17 protein-coding genes and 2 pseudogenes are annotated in these 16,431 nt (G+C 35.5%); 4 read left to right on the forward strand and 15 right to left on the reverse strand.

The annotated features are described in order from the left end of the window. Window positions 1–112: 112 nt before the first annotated feature. The 5 genes and pseudogenes from spxA (ACZ5XR_RS28670) to cdaS all read right to left on the reverse strand — a co-directional run bounded on the left by spxA (ACZ5XR_RS28670) (window position 113) and on the right by cdaS (window position 3,584). A complete protein-coding gene (spxA, locus tag ACZ5XR_RS28670) occupies window positions 113–508 on the reverse strand; it encodes a transcriptional regulator SpxA (protein WP_464502715.1) in 396 nt (131 codons plus the stop codon). 527 nt (window positions 509–1,035) lie between these two features. After that, window positions 1,036–1,353: pseudogene (locus ACZ5XR_RS28675) on the reverse strand (nitroreductase family protein); the annotation flags it as partial. A gap of 31 nt (window positions 1,354–1,384) precedes the next feature. Then, window positions 1,385–1,993, reverse strand: a complete 609-nt coding sequence (locus ACZ5XR_RS28680; RefSeq protein ID WP_464502716.1) for a flavin reductase family protein — start codon at window positions 1,991–1,993, stop codon at window positions 1,385–1,387. Window positions 1,994–2,269: 276 nt separating this feature from the next. Next, window positions 2,270–2,671 carry a transcriptional regulator SpxA gene (spxA, locus tag ACZ5XR_RS28685; protein WP_464502717.1) on the reverse strand — a complete coding sequence of 134 codons (402 nt, stop codon included), beginning with the start codon at window positions 2,669–2,671 and terminating at the stop codon, window positions 2,270–2,272. A 286-nt stretch (window positions 2,672–2,957) separates the two neighbouring features. Then, the gene (gene cdaS, locus ACZ5XR_RS28690; RefSeq protein ID WP_464502718.1) at window positions 2,958–3,584 is read right to left on the reverse strand and encodes a sporulation-specific diadenylate cyclase CdaS; all 627 of its coding nucleotides are present in this window, start codon (window positions 3,582–3,584) and stop codon (window positions 2,958–2,960) included. Between the two features lie 250 nt (window positions 3,585–3,834). Here cdaS and ACZ5XR_RS28695 point away from each other — a divergent pair, with 250 nt between their 5' ends. Continuing rightward, entirely contained in the window at window positions 3,835–4,329 is a 495-nt protein-coding gene (locus ACZ5XR_RS28695; protein WP_464502719.1) for a hypothetical protein, read from the forward strand. A 253-nt stretch (window positions 4,330–4,582) separates the two neighbouring features. Here the strand turns inward: ACZ5XR_RS28695 and ACZ5XR_RS28700 are convergent, their stop codons facing one another. Then, the gene (locus tag ACZ5XR_RS28700) at window positions 4,583–5,908 is read right to left on the reverse strand and encodes a glycosyl hydrolase family 18 protein (protein WP_464502720.1); all 1,326 of its coding nucleotides are present in this window, start codon (window positions 5,906–5,908) and stop codon (window positions 4,583–4,585) included. 244 nt (window positions 5,909–6,152) lie between these two features. On the opposite strand from ACZ5XR_RS28700, the gene ACZ5XR_RS28705 reads away from it, so the two are divergent. Continuing rightward, window positions 6,153–6,632, forward strand: coding sequence for a hypothetical protein (locus ACZ5XR_RS28705; RefSeq protein WP_464502721.1), 480 nt, complete (start codon window positions 6,153–6,155; stop codon window positions 6,630–6,632). Window positions 6,633–6,831: 199 nt separating this feature from the next. On the opposite strand, the pseudogene ACZ5XR_RS28710 reads toward ACZ5XR_RS28705, so the two are convergent. The 5 genes and pseudogenes from ACZ5XR_RS28710 to ACZ5XR_RS28730 form a co-directional block, all read right to left on the reverse strand. Beyond that, a pseudogene (locus ACZ5XR_RS28710) lies at window positions 6,832–6,924 on the reverse strand (fructose-6-phosphate aldolase); the annotation flags it as partial. Window positions 6,925–6,974: 50 nt separating this feature from the next. Then, window positions 6,975–7,652, reverse strand: coding sequence for a ribose-5-phosphate isomerase RpiA (gene rpiA / locus ACZ5XR_RS28715; protein ID WP_464502722.1), 678 nt, complete (start codon window positions 7,650–7,652; stop codon window positions 6,975–6,977). A gap of 238 nt (window positions 7,653–7,890) precedes the next feature. Next, the gene (locus ACZ5XR_RS28720; RefSeq protein ID WP_464502723.1) at window positions 7,891–8,037 is read right to left on the reverse strand and encodes a universal stress protein; all 147 of its coding nucleotides are present in this window, start codon (window positions 8,035–8,037) and stop codon (window positions 7,891–7,893) included. 562 nt (window positions 8,038–8,599) lie between these two features. Beyond that, a complete protein-coding gene (locus ACZ5XR_RS28725) occupies window positions 8,600–8,872 on the reverse strand; it encodes a hypothetical protein (RefSeq protein WP_464502724.1) in 273 nt (90 codons plus the stop codon). Window positions 8,873–9,717: 845 nt separating this feature from the next. Continuing rightward, on the reverse strand, window positions 9,718–10,170 hold the full coding sequence (locus tag ACZ5XR_RS28730; protein ID WP_464502725.1) for a JAB domain-containing protein: 453 nt from the start codon (window positions 10,168–10,170) through the stop codon (window positions 9,718–9,720). 905 nt (window positions 10,171–11,075) lie between these two features. Here ACZ5XR_RS28730 and ACZ5XR_RS28735 point away from each other — a divergent pair. Continuing rightward, entirely contained in the window at window positions 11,076–11,288 is a 213-nt protein-coding gene (locus ACZ5XR_RS28735; RefSeq protein WP_464502726.1) for a YolD-like family protein, read from the forward strand. 110 nt (window positions 11,289–11,398) lie between these two features. Further along, a complete protein-coding gene (locus ACZ5XR_RS28740; protein ID WP_464502727.1) occupies window positions 11,399–11,578 on the forward strand; it encodes a hypothetical protein in 180 nt (59 codons plus the stop codon). A gap of 723 nt (window positions 11,579–12,301) precedes the next feature. On the opposite strand, the gene ACZ5XR_RS28745 is transcribed toward ACZ5XR_RS28740, so the two are convergent. The 4 genes from ACZ5XR_RS28745 to ACZ5XR_RS28760 form a co-directional block, all read right to left on the reverse strand. Beyond that, window positions 12,302–13,279 carry a LacI family DNA-binding transcriptional regulator gene (locus tag ACZ5XR_RS28745; RefSeq protein WP_464502728.1) on the reverse strand — a complete coding sequence of 326 codons (978 nt, stop codon included), beginning with the start codon at window positions 13,277–13,279 and terminating at the stop codon, window positions 12,302–12,304. A gap of 298 nt (window positions 13,280–13,577) precedes the next feature. Beyond that, the gene (locus ACZ5XR_RS28750) at window positions 13,578–14,549 is read right to left on the reverse strand and encodes a Gfo/Idh/MocA family protein (RefSeq protein ID WP_464502729.1); all 972 of its coding nucleotides are present in this window, start codon (window positions 14,547–14,549) and stop codon (window positions 13,578–13,580) included. A gap of 41 nt (window positions 14,550–14,590) precedes the next feature. Beyond that, window positions 14,591–15,901, reverse strand: coding sequence for an MFS transporter (locus ACZ5XR_RS28755; RefSeq protein WP_464502839.1), 1,311 nt, complete (start codon window positions 15,899–15,901; stop codon window positions 14,591–14,593). A 42-nt stretch (window positions 15,902–15,943) separates the two neighbouring features. Then, window positions 15,944–16,420: a NanQ anomerase/TabA/YiaL family protein gene (locus ACZ5XR_RS28760; RefSeq protein WP_464502730.1), complete on the reverse strand. Its 477-nt coding sequence runs from the start codon at window positions 16,418–16,420 to the stop codon at window positions 15,944–15,946. Window positions 16,421–16,431 lie beyond the last annotated feature (11 nt).

Consider the following 16,431-nt stretch of genomic DNA (forward strand, 5'->3'; position numbering starts at 1 on the left):
CTATAATGAAATATCTTATTTTAGTATATCTCGAATTCGAGATATTTATAAAAATAATAATATTATAATAATATTTTATTCATTCTCTTTTTATTTGTATTGAACTTCAGATTTAATTAATCATTCGTTGAGCTTCTTGAAGTTGGAATAATCGATTTTTCCTAGGTAAAAATTTTCGAATTTCTTCTTCGTTATACCCGGCTAATAACCTTTTTTCATCTATGATTAACGGTCGTCGTAATAATTCTGGGTTAGCTTTAATTATTTTGTACAATTCTTGAATTGATAGAAATTCAATGTTCCCATTCAATTTTTGAAAAGCCTTCGAATGTGTTGAAATAATTTCATCTGTACCATACTCTGTTAGCCGAAGAATTTTTTTAATCTCATCGTTCGTAATCGGTTCAGATAAAATGTTTCTTTCTTCATAAGCAATTTGGTGATCCTCAAGCCAAGCTTTAGCTTTACGGCAATATACACAACTAGGTGTTAAAAATAAAGTTACCATTTTAGCAATACCTTCCTAACATTAACAATAAATGTCAATCATAGAAATTGTGAAAAAAATTACAAAACCAATTTTTAAACCTAAGAAAAAATACAATGATTTATTTAATAACTTTTAAAAAAATATCTCAAATCCAGTTATCTCAAATTCGAGATAACTTAATTATAAATAATATAATCAATTTGTCAACGCTCTATTTTTTAAATTTGGAGAAATAATCAAAGGAACAAAACTGAAGAAATATGTATTATATGACCTTTACAAACAATAAATATCCCTTTATCTATTTTAAAAAGGGAAACCAGCGGCATCTAATACCGTTTTTTTGAATTTTAAGTTACAGCTCCCATAATATAGTATTTGAGGTAATTTATTAAAATCATAATGAATTACTCTCGAACCAATCTAAACGACAAATAAAAATATAAAAAACTAATCGGAAATGTATCCGATTAGTTTTTTCATTGCACCCCTAATATGAGCTTCTTTCGCTCCAATCAACATGCAAGTTTAACAGAGCCTTAATTTTATTTAAAAACTTTAACACGTTCTTCTAATGGTTGAAACTGTTTCTCTTTAGGTGGAGCAGTTGGCTTACCAAATGGGATTTGGGCTATCATTTTCCAACTACTTGGAATTCCCCATTTCTTTTTAACTTCATCGTCAATAAGTGGATTATAGTGTTGTAATGAAGCACCAAACCCTTCAATTTCCAACGAGGTCCATACTACAAATTGAAGCATCGCATTTGATTGTTGAGCCCAAACAGGGAAATTTTCGGCATACGATGAAAATTGTTTTTGATAAGATTCAATTACTGCCATATCTTCAAAAAATAATACGGTGCAATTTTTTTATTTCATTTTCACTGCAAACCTATTTAGGTCTTTCTATTTCAAAAAATTCTCCAATTTTCGCATAATTATTACCAGCCAATCGGCTTACAGCGGCTAATCCCCTCGGGTTTATTCTTCCCTTTTCATATATTTCATTTTCTATATGAAATTGAACCACTTTTCCTATAATAAGGTCGCAGCCCGGTGAATCCGAACCTCCTAATTCTAAGGAATGCTCTAATATACACTCCATTCGGATTTTCGCTTCCTTAACTCCCGGTACAGAAATTTTTATACTCTCAGTAGGAGTTAAATTTGCTAACTCAATCTCACTCTGATCTGGAGGCAGAATTGCCGCTGTTTCATTCACTTTTTCAACATTTTGTTCATCCACAATGTGGACAACAAATTCCTTAGACTCGATGATGTTTCTCGCTGTATCCTTTTGTCTTCCCTCAGGCCGTTGAATCGCTAATGAAATCATTGGGGGATTCGATGTAACAATATTAAAATAACTAAATGGTGCACCATTCAAAATACCATCTTTTGAAATAGTTGTGACGAAAGCAATGGGTCTAGGTATGATGCTTCCGATTAAAAATTTATAATTTTCTCTTTCGTTGTTATTGACTGGGTCTATTGAAAGCAAAGCAATCATTCCTTTTCGTGAATTAATCTAATTCTCTTACTTCAAATTTATTTAATTCAATATTCTCTAATTCGAGATATATTAGAATAAAAAATCGACTAAAACTTATTGACCAGGACCAATCAAAGCAATGTCAATGTTAACCACTAACAAGGTTAAGATGTATGAATTAATTCTAAAAATGGCTTGTTCGTACAATCTTTTTTCTGTTTAAATCACCACCTACATGAAATATCTCACGTTAATATATCTAGGGTTCCTTATTTATTTTACCCTTCATATTGAATTACTCATCCTTTGAACTTCAAGAAGTTGGAATGATCGCATTTTACGAGGCAAAAATCTTTGAATTTCTTCTTCGTTAAACCCGACTTGTAATTTTTTTTCATCAGAGATTAAAGGTCTTCGTAATAATCCTGGGTTATCTTTAATTAGCTTATACAATTCTTGAAGTAATAAAGTATCAAAGTTAATATTCAATCTTTGATAAGCTTTCGAATTTGTTGAAATGATATCATCTGTACCATTTTCTGTCAGGTGAAGTATATTTTTAATCTCCTCAATCGTAATCGGTTCCGATAAAATGTTTCTTTCTATATAATCAATTTGGTGGTCCTCAAGCCAAGCTTTTGCTTTACGGCAAGATCCACAACTGGGTGTTGTATATAAAGTTACCATTTTAACATAACCTTCCCTAATATTATCATCATTACTGGATTTAATAGATAATTAAAAAACTTTGGTATATACCGGAGTATTTTTTACACCTTGGAAAAGATAAATATATTTTTAAAAGCTAATTCACATTATCTCTAATTCAATTATCTCAAATTCGAGATAAAGTTATTATAACTAACTTAAACAAATTGTCAACAATCTATTACACCCGCCTTTTGCTAAGAGTATAATCCCTTTGTTATCTTCCATCATTTTTATTAGTAAATGGTACATTTTTTGAATGACATTAAAAGACAATAGGCTGTGAAGTGTTAATAGGATATAGTTTTCCGTTTAAGGCAAATGATATTTTCCCCGTTTCTTCTGAAACCACTAGTGCAAGTGCGTCGCTACGTTCCGATACTCCAAGGGCAGCTCTGTGACGTGTCCCAAGCTTTTTTCCCTCAATATTCATTGTTGTTAAAGGAAGTACATTGGCAGCAGAAACTACTTCGTTTCCCCGGATTAAAACCGCCCCATCATGTAACGGGTTTCCTGGGTAAAAAATAGATTCCATTAATTTAGGCGTTACTAAAGCTCCTATTGTTGTTCCTTTTTGAATAATCGGCTCCACCGAATCACGGCGTTCAACTACAATTAAGGCTCCATGCATATTTTTCGAAAGCTGCTGAACAGTAGCGGATAAATCTTCATAAGTGTCAGTAAACGATGATAAATAACAATTTAAATAAAATGAAGCAGCCATCATTTCAATTTCATTTAAACGATCTTTAACATCCTCTAGACTACCCAATACACAATAATTTTCATTTCCGAGTTTTTCCAAATTAGATTGGAGCAGAAGGATCAGGTTTTGAATACCATCTTCTAAATGCTGTTTCATAGGTGAAAAATCACATTTTTTATTGTCCATCTAAAAATCCCTCCATTCACCTTTTATCCGGTTAACTACAGATACTTAAATTTAAATACATCCATCTTTAAAATTTACTATAAATAGTATAAGTAATTAGTTCTGATAATATAAAAAGGTAAATTTATTAATTGATTTATTTGCTCCTATTAACTATAATAAAAAATGCAACTAGGTTACTTTTTGTTAACTAATTACTTTTTAATCAAATTATTTATTTTATAAAACATAATAAAGTGAGGTAAGCAAAATGAACTTGCTAGAATCCAAAGTGATCCAAACAAAATTTGAAAAAGAAATATTCATCGATCAAAGTTCAAACATAGAACTTAAAAGTATTCATTATCCTGGAACGACCTTTCACTATTATGAATTTATGGTTGGCTTAGAATTAATTCGTATAAGGGATAATAAACTTTATGGAACTAAAAAAGCCTACTTTGGACTAAAAATTACAGAAGAAATGGAATCTAAAATCGTATTTGAACCGGATAAACAAAGTATTTTTGCACTTAAGAGCGAACAGGAAACCCAAGCCGTAATAGAATTAATTAATTATTTAGTAACTGAATCCCCCAATTTTAAACAATTGGTAATGAAAATGATCCATGATCTCAAAGAGGAAGATGTAGTTTGTGAAAAGGATATTAAAGAATTAAAAGCAAAACAGGCGTTATTAGAAAGTTTATTAAATATCAGGTTTGAAGATGTTATATTTGAAATACAAAAGAAAATTACAGCTTGAATTGTTTAATTTATGATATTTTTATTGATTCGAATTCATTTACATTAGTTTGGGGAAAAGCCTAGAAATTAATCAACTTCTTTTCCCCTATTCATCTAATCCCCTTTATTTCTTCTTAAAAATCTTTCTAAATAAACATTCAGACAAAGTAAAGACCCCTTTCACAATTTTTATAAAGGGGACCTTAATGAGAAATTTTATTATGGTGTTTTAAGAAAAAATTCAACCCTTAAGGACTTTCAATTATGAACTTTTAATGTACATTAAATTCCTCTAGTAACATTTTTTCAGTCTGAGGCATGGTTAAACCTAGGTGCCAGCACCCCATTCCAGCTAATCCATATTGTCGGACAAGACGGAACTTAACAAGTAAGCTTCGAGGGTCCTCAAACCACACTACGTGTAAATTTCCTTTATTATCTACATAACGGAACCAAGGTTCTGCAGCTTCCTCATCATAGTGAACCTGACTTTGATATCCTGTATATAAATCGATTGCATGTTGGGTGGAATATGCAGTTCCTAAGCGTTTATTACTTCCTATAACCCAATCATAAGCATATTGGGGAATTCCAAGCATCAATTTTGATTTATTTACGACAGAAACAGCGTAATCAAGTGTTGCTTTTACTCTGTCTAAAGGGGCAATTGGACCGGATGGACCTCCTGGCCAATGCCAATCATAAGTCATCAAAAACATCTTATCTAAATAAATTCCTAGCGTACTGTAATCATAAGCTGCAGCATAAGCAGGTTTAAGTTCTCCCTCTTTTGGAGGAACGGACATCATAATTTGCATTCCCGCAGGATGAAGCCTTGCACCTAATTCCTTTATAAACTGGTTAAGATTAGCTCGATCTTGAGGAAATACTTGTTCGAAATCAATAACTGCGCCTTTATAATCGTGACTATCTAATAAAGAATAAATATTATTTACAAACTTCTGTCGCAGCCAAGGAGTGCTGATTAACTTATGTGTAAGGCTAGGATCAAATCCCTTTTCACTTAAATTTGTTACTGTAGCAAATGGAGGAAGGTTGTCTTTCCAAGCAATCTTATGTGCCTGGTGTTCTGGTGTTTCAATAATATTCCCTTGCTCATCAGATCCATATTCAAATACGAATATACTACTAAGAGTCTTCTTATAGTTATTTAGCATCCATGTATTGGTATTTCTATCTTTTGGAACAAAATAAGTTCCGGTCCAAATATTCATTCTGGGTGGCCGAGGTATACTTAATTTTTGATATGGGGTAATTACTCGACTGTTTAAATGGTTTTGTCGCATTAATGTTTCCACACTAATAGCATGACGGTTAGCAATCTCCCACATACTTTCTCCTGGTTGAACAATATAAGTGGAACTCGGTATTAACAATGCCTGACCAGGGACTAGTTGGATGTTCCTAGCTAATCCATTTAGCTTAGCAAGGTTATCTTTATCGATTTTGTATCCATTTGATATTTTAGTTAGACTATCCCCAGGTTGGACTTCATGAATTACTTGAGCATAAGTTAATATTGGAGTCAAAAGAATAATACAATTTGCAATTAAAAAGAACATAATTTTTTTGAGCATGTGCATCCTCCTTGTATAGATAGTATTTGTTATTTTATTAAAAGTTTTAAAAGGAAAATGTAACCAAAAAAATAAAGAGTCAAATATTTAAAAACTCATTACTAATTACTTAAATATTTCTGGCAAGAAAAATCCTGTGTTTACTTTCAAATATTGGTTTAGAGTATCTTGTAAACCATTATTGATTGAATAAGCAGTTGGAGTTCTGGGTTAACTAAATATATAAAAAAGTGAGGTAATTAATATGAACTTACTAGAATCCAAAGTTATTCAAACAAAGTTTGAAAAGGAAATATTTATAGATCAAAGCTCAAGCATTGAACTAAAAATTTTTCAATTTCAAGAAACTAAATTTGAATTTGTGGTTGGCTTGGAATTTATTCGGATAAGGGAAAATGAATATTATGGAACTGAAAAAAGATATTTTGGCATACGTTTTACAGAAGATCAGCAATCTTTAATCGTATTTGAGCCGGATAAGTACAATATATTTGCCGCAAAGAATGAACTGGAAAAGCAAGCAGTAACAGAATTAATTAATTATGTATTAACTACTTCACCCATTTTCAAGCAGTTGGTAATGACAATGATTAATAATTTGAAAAATCAAAATGAAGTTTGCGATAAGGAAACCAACGAAGTTAATGCAAAACAGGTACTCTTAGAACGACTATTAAATGTACATATTGAAAATATTAAATTTACAAAACAGAAAATAACTTGAGTAATTCGGGGAAAAGCATAAATTATTTTGAGCTTTTCCCTTTACTATTTACAATTAAACCCTTTTTATAAAAAAATTTTGTGTACTGAAGATACACCCTTACCTTAACCTTAAAGAGTTAGATAAGGGTGTAGATAATTATTTAGAAATGCGTTTAAGTAATTCAGCTTTTTCAGCCTCATAACCAGGCTTTCCAAGTAATGCGAACACGGGTCACATGGGCTGGGTGCCGAACAGATGCCACAATAATTTGTGAATCTAAATTTTGGATACGGAATAATTCAGCAATTCGTAAAGCTATTGTACCTTAAACTGTATATTTAAAAGTGATCAAATATTTTTTTATCCTACGCTTCGCTTTTTAATGATAATTTCCTTATCTTTATTTAGGGTGATGATTATCTCAGCCATAGCAATAAATAGTCCATTATCAACAACACCCGGGATCAGATTAAGCTCTCTCTCTAGATCTCTAGGAAAGGTAATATTTGAGAAGCTACAGTCAAAAATATAGTTACCGTTATCTGTTCGAAAAGGAATCCCATTTTTTTGCCGTAACTGTGGACTGCCTCCAAGGTCAAGAATATATTTTCTTGTCATTTCAAATCCAAAAGGCACCACTTCAACTGGTAGTGGGAAAGATCCCAATTTATCCACAATTTTGTGTGGGTCGGCAACAACTATAAAAGTTTTTGCTGCTTTCGCAATTATTTTCTCTCTTAAAAGGGCACCGCCTCCACCTTTAATGAGATCTAAATCTCGATTAACTTCATCAGCACCATCTATTGCCACATCAATTTGATTGATTTCATTAAATGAAACGAGTGGGATCCCTACTTCTATTGCCAATTTTTCAGTTTGTTTGGAAGTAGGGATTCCTTTAATAGAAAGTCCTTGTTGAACTAATTTCCCAAGCTTAGTAATGGTATAAAATACAGTAGACCCCGTTCCGAGTCCAACTACCATTCCTTCTTTAACATATTCTACAGCTTTTTCTCCAACTTCTTTTTTTTCATTCAAGGCATTTTGCTCCTTTCAATCAAAGACATGGAGATATATCATTTTTTATTTCACCATTGTTTCTTAATTTGTTCCTTTGCCCCAGCAATTAGAGATGTAACATAATTCTTTCTTTTTACAATTAGTACATTTCATTTGAATTCGGCTTTCGATAGAATTTGTACCATGATGGTAAATACGAGCTGGCTTACTTCTTATACTTTTTCTCTTAGTACTTGGGGTAACGATCACCTCATATTTACTTTACAATCATTACAGCACAATGAGCGTGCAGGACCACTTTTTGGCTTACACTTCCCACGAGCAGTTCTGAAAAGAGGCTAAGTCCCCTGCTGCCCATTACGATCAGGTCGTAATCTCCTTCTTTTGCCTTCTTGCATATCATTTCTGCAGGATCTCCAATATGGTATTACCCTGAAAGGACTTGTGCGGATTCCTCTAAAATCCTCCTAACTTCCTCTACTTGCAATTGTTCACTATCCACTCCTTTTCATTTTAGAAATTCCTACTTTCTTATTTTTTACTTACTAGTTGGTAAGTTATATTTCTAGAAAAACCGCCCTATAATTTTTAACAAGACGGTTTATTTGATTCAGAACTTGGGATTACATTCTTTCCCAATATACGTTTATATTGCAAAGTACCTCTTATACATGGTCCCGCTCATGGATTCAAGAAACGCCATGTTGGTTGCTATGAGTATAATATGGATATCAATAAGTTATGTTATACATGGATAACATAACTTATGGCAACATAACCTTTTTTCCGGAATAAGTTTTAGTGCCAGGCCTAAAATTTGTGTTTTTCGATTTCCACCACTGCATTTTAACTTACTAGTAGGTAAGTGTCAAGCATTAATATGCACCCATGTAACCAAATGCTCATTGGACATATCCCAAAACCAGATATTTAGCTGTTCTTCACATTAGCAACTTAAAAAATAATTACTCATCCAAATTGAAGCACAGTTTTCTCAATTGTTCAATGATGCTTTTAAGCTCATGCTCTTTCTTCAAAAACTGAAGCATGGCAAGGATTAGTGCAGATCTAGGCTGATCTCGCTCTACTTCCTCCTGGAGTATAACGAGCGCTTCATGCAGTTCTGTTTTGTTATAATTCGTTATCGCCAATTCTTTTAGGGTAGAGAAAAGAAGCTCGAACAGCTTACGTCTTTGTTCAGCTACAGAAACAGTGTTGCCCTTATAAGCTGATTCCACATAATTATTTGCGAAGCGCTAGCGTAGCACCCTTGACTGCCCTTATGAGCAAACGATTACAATAAGGAGAACAAAGAAGGAGATTAATAGAGTCCGAGCGTATATTGCGATCCAACTGGCTCCCGTTGGCTGGGTTTGGGCAAGGGGCCCAAGGTCTTAATGGTTTTCGGCTCGTTTGGTACGGCGGCCTGCCGTAAATGGAACAGGAACCTACGGAATGTAGGCGTTAGCCGTACAGACCGTGATTATCGGGCCATTTAGTGCCAAAGCGACACGTACAGAATGACAGAAAGTGTACTTTGCTTTCTGATCAGTCCGTAGTGCTGCCGACCGAAGCTAGTTCTGTATATTTTTAAACGAATTCATTAAAGTCATGATTTCTAAAGAAAAAACACAGCCTTAAGGCTGTATGGATAACAAAAAATAGAATAATAAAATTTGGAATAAAAGTATTTTCATTAAACTATTGAGTTATCAGGACAATTAGTGCATCTTCTGGCATTCCTTATGTAATAAATCACTTAATTAATGAAAAGAACCATTTGCTCTGGCAAGTGGTTTTCTTACTTCCTCGAGTAATCTTTCAAAAGGTTGCCTCAGCAACCGTCAAGCAGGCTCGATCCCTGCGTCATATGATCAAGAAAAAACGGATGTTTTTTATACATTCGTGGACCGACATCGGCGCTGATCCAGCCGATGTTTTTTTGGTTATTCGATTTCCTCTTTCAGACCTGCCTTTTCAATTGCTTTTGCCTCATCTTTATAAAAATTAGATACGAATATCATCATGATAAATTTCTCCTTTCAAGCAAAGGGGAAAATCCCCCTTTGCTATTTTGGTATTTTTATAAATAGCCTTTCTCCTTAAGGCTGACATGCTTCCCGGTGTAGGTGACAATCACATGGTCCAGCAAATCGATGCCTAAAATTCTCCCTGCTTCTGCAAGCCGCTTGGTTATATCGATATCTTCCCGACTTGGTGTGGGGTCTCCGCTAGGGTGCTGATGACTAACAATAATGGATGCCGCATTATTGAGAATCGAGCATTTCATGACCTCTCTAGGATGGACTACGCTCGCATTCAAGCTTCCTACATGAGCTCTATGTAGCCCCACTACCTGATTTTTCGTATTGAGCATCATCACTAAAAGCACTTCCCGGTCGTCATCTGCAATATAAGAGGCCGCTAATTTTTGAGCATCTTCTGGTGAACGAATGACATACTGTACAAACGGTTCAGAGGATTCCTTAATTTCTTGTTTGATTCTAACGACTTCGAAGATTGACATGAATTCCATTTTTCAAAACTCCTTTTCATTTTTTGTTTTTTTTGTTCATTTTTTCTTTTTGGATTCCGAAGCGAATTCGTTCCCCAAAAGGGGGATGATTTTTCCCCTTTTGCAAGTAGAACGAAAAACACGCATAGGCAATGGGTCAAGGCTCACTTCGCACAAAAAGTTTTTTGCTGTTGCGTTAGCGCCTTTAAGCAAAAAAGTTTTTTGCCCCTTGACCGATTGACTAGCTTTCTTGGCTTTTAGCCGGAAAGGTTCGGGTGCCCTACCGGCAGGAAGGTTAGAAAGCTTGCGCTGTTTTACGATTCGGAAGGCAAAAGGGAAAAATCAACAATAAAAGCAGCCGTTTTTTCGGCTGCTCTCCTTTTGTCTGTTATTCTTTTGATCTTTCATTTTTTTCTTTTAATCTTTTGATTTTCCGGTTTTCGGCTCGTTCGGTATGGCGGTGTTAGCCGTAAATGGAACAGGAGCCTACGGAATGTATGCGATAGCCGTACAGACCGTTGTTATCGGTCCATTTAATGCCGAAGCGACACGTACGGAATGACAGAAAGGCGTCTTTTCCTTTCATATCAGTCCGTAGTGCTGGCCGTCCAATGTCTTTCTGTATGCATTTAACCTAGAATTTTAACTTCCTAATTTCTGAAGAAAAATCGCAGCCTTAAGGCTGCATGACTGATAAAAAATCGAAAAGAGGATGTAGACATATATAAAATTTTTAAAACATACCCATTGAATAACAAGAACAAATGTTCCTATAATAAATAAAAAGGGGAATTTTTTAATGAATAAAGATCATAAAGATCGTGGAATAAAAGAAGTGGCATGGTTTTTTCATGCCGGAATCCATAAAATTGTTATAGGATCTTTGGCAGGATGATCAAAAAACGCCTAGACCACTGCTGGATAAAATGAAAATAGAAGAGATGGAACAACTATTATCTAAAAGCATGGAAACCAAATTACTTTTAGAAATTACTACATGGAAAAACGGATTTTTTACTTCCCGTGTTGGATTTGTAACGAAAATCGATCCTTTAAATAAAAAGATTCAACATCAGGATGAATTTGAATCCATACTCAATCTTGATTTCTTTTCCATAACCAATGTAAAGGTCAAATAAATACTTACCTTAAAAAGGTCAAACCTATAATTATTGCACTTCAATAGGAGGATTTTTTTTACATACATAGAAATAATTAGAGACATGTCATTAAATCGAGGGGGATTTGAATGGAGTTTTCAGTTCTCAATACTTGGTTGCAATTTTTCTTGTTGATTATGGGTGGATGTCTAATTTTATTCATCTCAATGTTATTTATTTCCAACCAACACATAAAGAATAGATTAAAGCAAATGGAAGAAATCGATAAAAATGCACTCATGGATACCCTTCGCTATTTACTAGTATAGAAAACGGTTACATTTTTAGATTTATTACCAAAGAGTTCTTGAAAAATCAGGTATTTAGACTTCACTTTATACACAATCAATAACCTTTTGGTGATACACGATTTTCATATCCTTTTCAGTTGCCAAATCACCAAGAAGATGCAGCCCTTTGATTAACACCTTCCACTCATCTTCAGTAAAAGCAGGCTTTTGATCAAACAGTGCTTAGGTTTTTACTCCAGCCTTCTGGGGCTTTTGCATAATCATTCTTCATGTTAGACCATCAATTTCCCCGTTTCCGGATTCCGTTTACTAAATTCTGTGGCATAGCTGCCCATGCTATTTTCCATATGTAAATTGTTAAGACAGCCGAAGCTAGAATTATAGAAAAGGATGGTTTTAATTTTTTTACCTTCTTGGAGACTGGTAAGTTTGCTCGCTTAAAACCGCCTTTTAACTTTTTAAAAGGCGGGATATTTCATTCATTGCTTGCGGCAATATCTGCTTTCCCAGTACCCTTTCGTATTGTATTGCTCCTTTCATACAAGACACGATGGCAAAAGCTAATGATTCAATTTCTTTGGCTCCCCTATTTTCCAGTGTTACCTTAAGAATATTTTTAATAATCGTTATTTCTAACTGACTGATTTCTCGTACTTTTCAGGAAGGGATTCCTTTCCAAAATAAATCGATTTACTAAATCGGTTTATTAAAATCTGTTTTTTGATGGTTTCAGGCACCTGCCTACACCATCCGGCTTGGGAACACAAACTCTTCCGGCTCCCGTTTTACTTTATTGATTTGATCAAACAACAATTCCGCTGCTTTATGTCCCATTTCAGAGGCTGGCTGGACAATAAAAGAAATCGGTGTTTCGACTAAATCGGCAAACGGAATATTATCAAAAACAATTAGTTCAATATCCTTGCCAACTTTGAGTCCTTTTTCTCGTAAAAATTTCACCAAGACAAGAAAAACCCGGTCATTTCCGGCAAATAAGGCTGTCGGCCGTTCCCCCGAAGAAAAGAGTTTCTCTAGTTGGCCCTTCATTTCATCAATATTGGATTCAATAATGAACTCAGGATTCACTTTTAATCTAGCATCGGTCATCGCCTTTTTATAGCCTTCCAATCGATCTCGCCGTGTACTGACGATTAACGGCTGCACGGCAAAGGCAATGTTTCGATGGCCCTTTTCGATGAAAGATTGAATCGCCTTATATGTTGACATGAAATTGTCGGTTAACACCGAAAAGGAATCCAGTTTTTCAACCTTTCGATCGACGAACACAACGGGGTAACCTGCCTTAATCATGCTTTTGTATAAATCCTGATTTTGTCCGGTTGGAAAAATGATCAAGCCATCAACCTGTTTAGCCCGCAGCATTTCAATATATCTCTTTTCCTTTTCCGGGTCATCATCGGCATTGCAAACAATCGCATGCAAATCATGACCTTGGCAAAAGTCTTCAATCGCCCGGCTAATCTCCGTCGATAAATAATGCATAATATTGGCAACGATAATTCCCACCATCGAAGTACGTTTTTGCTTCAAGCTTCTCGCCAGATAATTGGGCTGATAGCCAAGGCGCTCAATCTCTTCTTCAATCTTGAGCCTTGTTTTTTCTCCCATATATTCAAAGCGCTTATTTAAAAATTGTGAAACGGTGCTTTTGGATACACCGGCTTCTTTCGCTACATCGGCCATTGTCACGTTTTTCATACTATCTTCCTCTTTTTTTATTTCGCTAACTCCATTTTATCCATAAACTCATGTATTTTCTAGTTTCGTTAGAGCATGCAGCCGTTTATCAACGTTGGAGTCCGAGCGCCCGCAAGTAGTATGAAATTCGGGAATCGTTTTTATAATCAATAATAAGTCTAGAAAAACAATACCCGTTCGTAAAAAATGGAACTGGATACTGTGTCTTATCATGCTTAACACCATGACCTATTATTTCCACCTAACCCATCACAGTAAGGCAGGAGTGGGACACCAAACCTGTTCCCTCGTCCGGGTTTCATTCAAAGGAGTAAGAGACACTGGATTGTTTGCGAACCTCGTCCATAAGCTGCATCACATCTACGGACAATTGCAAAGTATCATTCTTACTTTTATGGAGTACATAATTATTCATATCTTCCACTTCATAGTGGAAGGCTTTTTCAGTACTGCCTGCTTCAATTACTTCTACATGGCCATCTTCTGTATAGGTGATCGTTGCTTTTGTAGGTCTTTGATAATCTTCCACAAAGATAAAACCCTTTTCACCGGCGATAATTATATTTTTTGGCATAATGGCACTTAGTGTCATGGATATAACCGCCATCTCATTGGAGGCATTTTTCAGTAAAATTCCTACTTGCTCGTCTACCCCTGTTTCAAATTTTTTCACGGTTGATAGTATCTGATTTGGTTGTTCAGAAAGGAAATATCTCGAAAGCGATAGGGTATACGTACCAATATCCAGCATGGCCCCACCCGCTAAATCCGGATTAAAGAAGCGATTCATTGGATCAGGCTCTTTATAACTGCCGTGAGAAACTTGAATCAAATTGATCTTTCCTATTTTTCCAGCGTCTACAATCTCACGCAGCTTTTTATAGACTGGCATATGGTAAATGGTCATTGCTTCTGCAACGATTAAATTCTTCTCAGTGGCTAAGTCAACGATTTCCTTTAATTGCCGTCCATTTACTGTAATCGACTTTTCACAAAGAACATGTTTGTTTCGTTTTAGGCTTTCCATAATCCATTCATAATGGAAAGTATGTGGTGTTGCAATATAAATAATATCAAGATCATCGTCATTTAATAAGTCTTCATAATTGCCGTAAACCCGATCAATATTATATTCATTTGCAAACTTTTGCGCTTTTTCAAGGTTTCTGGCGCCTACAGCTGATACCTTACCATTTACATCTATGATTGCGTTTGCAAATTCTTTTGCGATAATTCCAGGTCCAAGAATCCCCCAGTTCAATTGAGTCATCTTCCATCATCCTTTTCATAAATGTATTTTGAAAAAAAGTTTCATACTGTTTGCTTAAGATTACTATGTTCCTTTTTAACAGGTGCCTGAACGATGGCTGGTAATGTGGATGCGATGAAGGCGGATACAAAAAGTAAGACAACTAAACTGTAAATACCTGCATTAAAGTTAAAATACTGAATGAAGAAGCCAACAATGTAAGGTCCGAAGAATCCACCAATATTTCCAAGAGCATTGATGGCACCTCGGGCACCGCCTGCCACCTCTTTGCTAAAGATACGGGATGGAATTGCCCAGAATACCACACCTGCTGCTTTAACAAAAAATCCAGCGCCGATTAGGAAAATGTAAGAAAGCCACACATTAGCATGTATCGTAGTCGACAGTAACAAGCATAACGCAAAACCAATAAGCGGTATTGCCACAAATTCTTTTCTGCGGCCAGTCCGGTCAGAAAGTTTGGAGAAGAGCAGCATCCCGGCGATACAGGCAATCCATGGTAAGCTTGAAAGAAGGCCGACCATGCCCATCCCGCTGTTCGTTAATTTCTTCAGCGTCGTCGGCAGCCACATCGAAAAGCCGTAATCCCCTGATTGATAGCAGAAGTTTAAGATGATTAATTTCCACATAGTCGTGTTCGGGAGCAAATCTTTCAGTGATGCCTGCTTAATATTATTTTCCTCTGCCAGTGTTTTTTGTTCCTCTTTTAAACTATCCAAAATGTATTTTTTCTCTTCATCACTAATCCAAGGTGCTTGTTCCGGGCGATCCTTCACTAAAATCAACCATGGAATGAGAACAATAAGAGAAAGGATTCCTTCCAAAATAAACATGAAACGCCAATTCGCGAAAGAAATAATGTAACCCGAAATTGGTCCGGTGATAATCGACGCAATTGGAGCAAACATCAAGACAATTGCGTTAGCACGGCCTCGTTCCTCGTTCGGGAACCAGTTAGAAACCATTGTGAGAACAACCGGCAGCATCCCGCCTTCAACGATTCCCAAGATGAAACGAAGAATCAGCAGTTGAGTCGAATTGGTACACAAACCGCTTAAGATAGAAATCAATGCCCAAATTGGAACAATGATCGATATGACCTTTTTTCCGCTCCGCTTCGCTGCAATTTGTCCGGCTGGAACCTGTAAAAATAAATATCCAAAGAAGAAGATGCCTGATGCTAGTCCAGCCATGCTGGCTGTCATCCCCAAGGCTTTATCCATTCCGCCCGATATCGCAAAACTGATATTAACCCTATCCATAAAAGCAATGATACAAACGATTAACAATGGAGGTAGAATACGTTTCCACCGGCTATTGTGTAACTTGCTAAGTTCACTCTTCATCTCAATTATCCTCCTTTAAATGTGTCCTGCCTTTTTTATTGATACCGTTTACATAACAGATTCTTTGATCTTGATAACAACTCTCCGTATCATTGTACTTCCACCATTTTCCCATATTGGCCGATGAACGTCTTCTGGAAAAAAAACAAAATAATCGCCAGGTTGAAAAATCATTTCATGTTCATTTTCAACTTCTCCATAATAGATTGCATCTTTCGTCTCTAACAATGTTTCTATCACGGGGTTATTCCCTAGATCGACGGCAAAACCGACCCGTTCTTTTCCTTCCACCGAATAGTGCACTTCGATATATTTGCGGTGCACTTCCGGCTTCGCCTCCTCCTTTTTCATTGTCTTACGGTCGAACACCTGAACAAAAATATCCCCCCCTTCAATTGGATAAATGTCAGGTTCCATATGGATAAACTCATCTTGTTTGTTTTTTAAATATTGAATAGCCTTGGCAATCGGTTTGGGATATTTTTTTTCGATGTTTTCATTTGCATGAATGTTTGAGAAAAACATGGTTAACTCTC

The sequence above is a fragment of the Neobacillus sp. Fa239 genome (genome assembly GCF_055395235.1).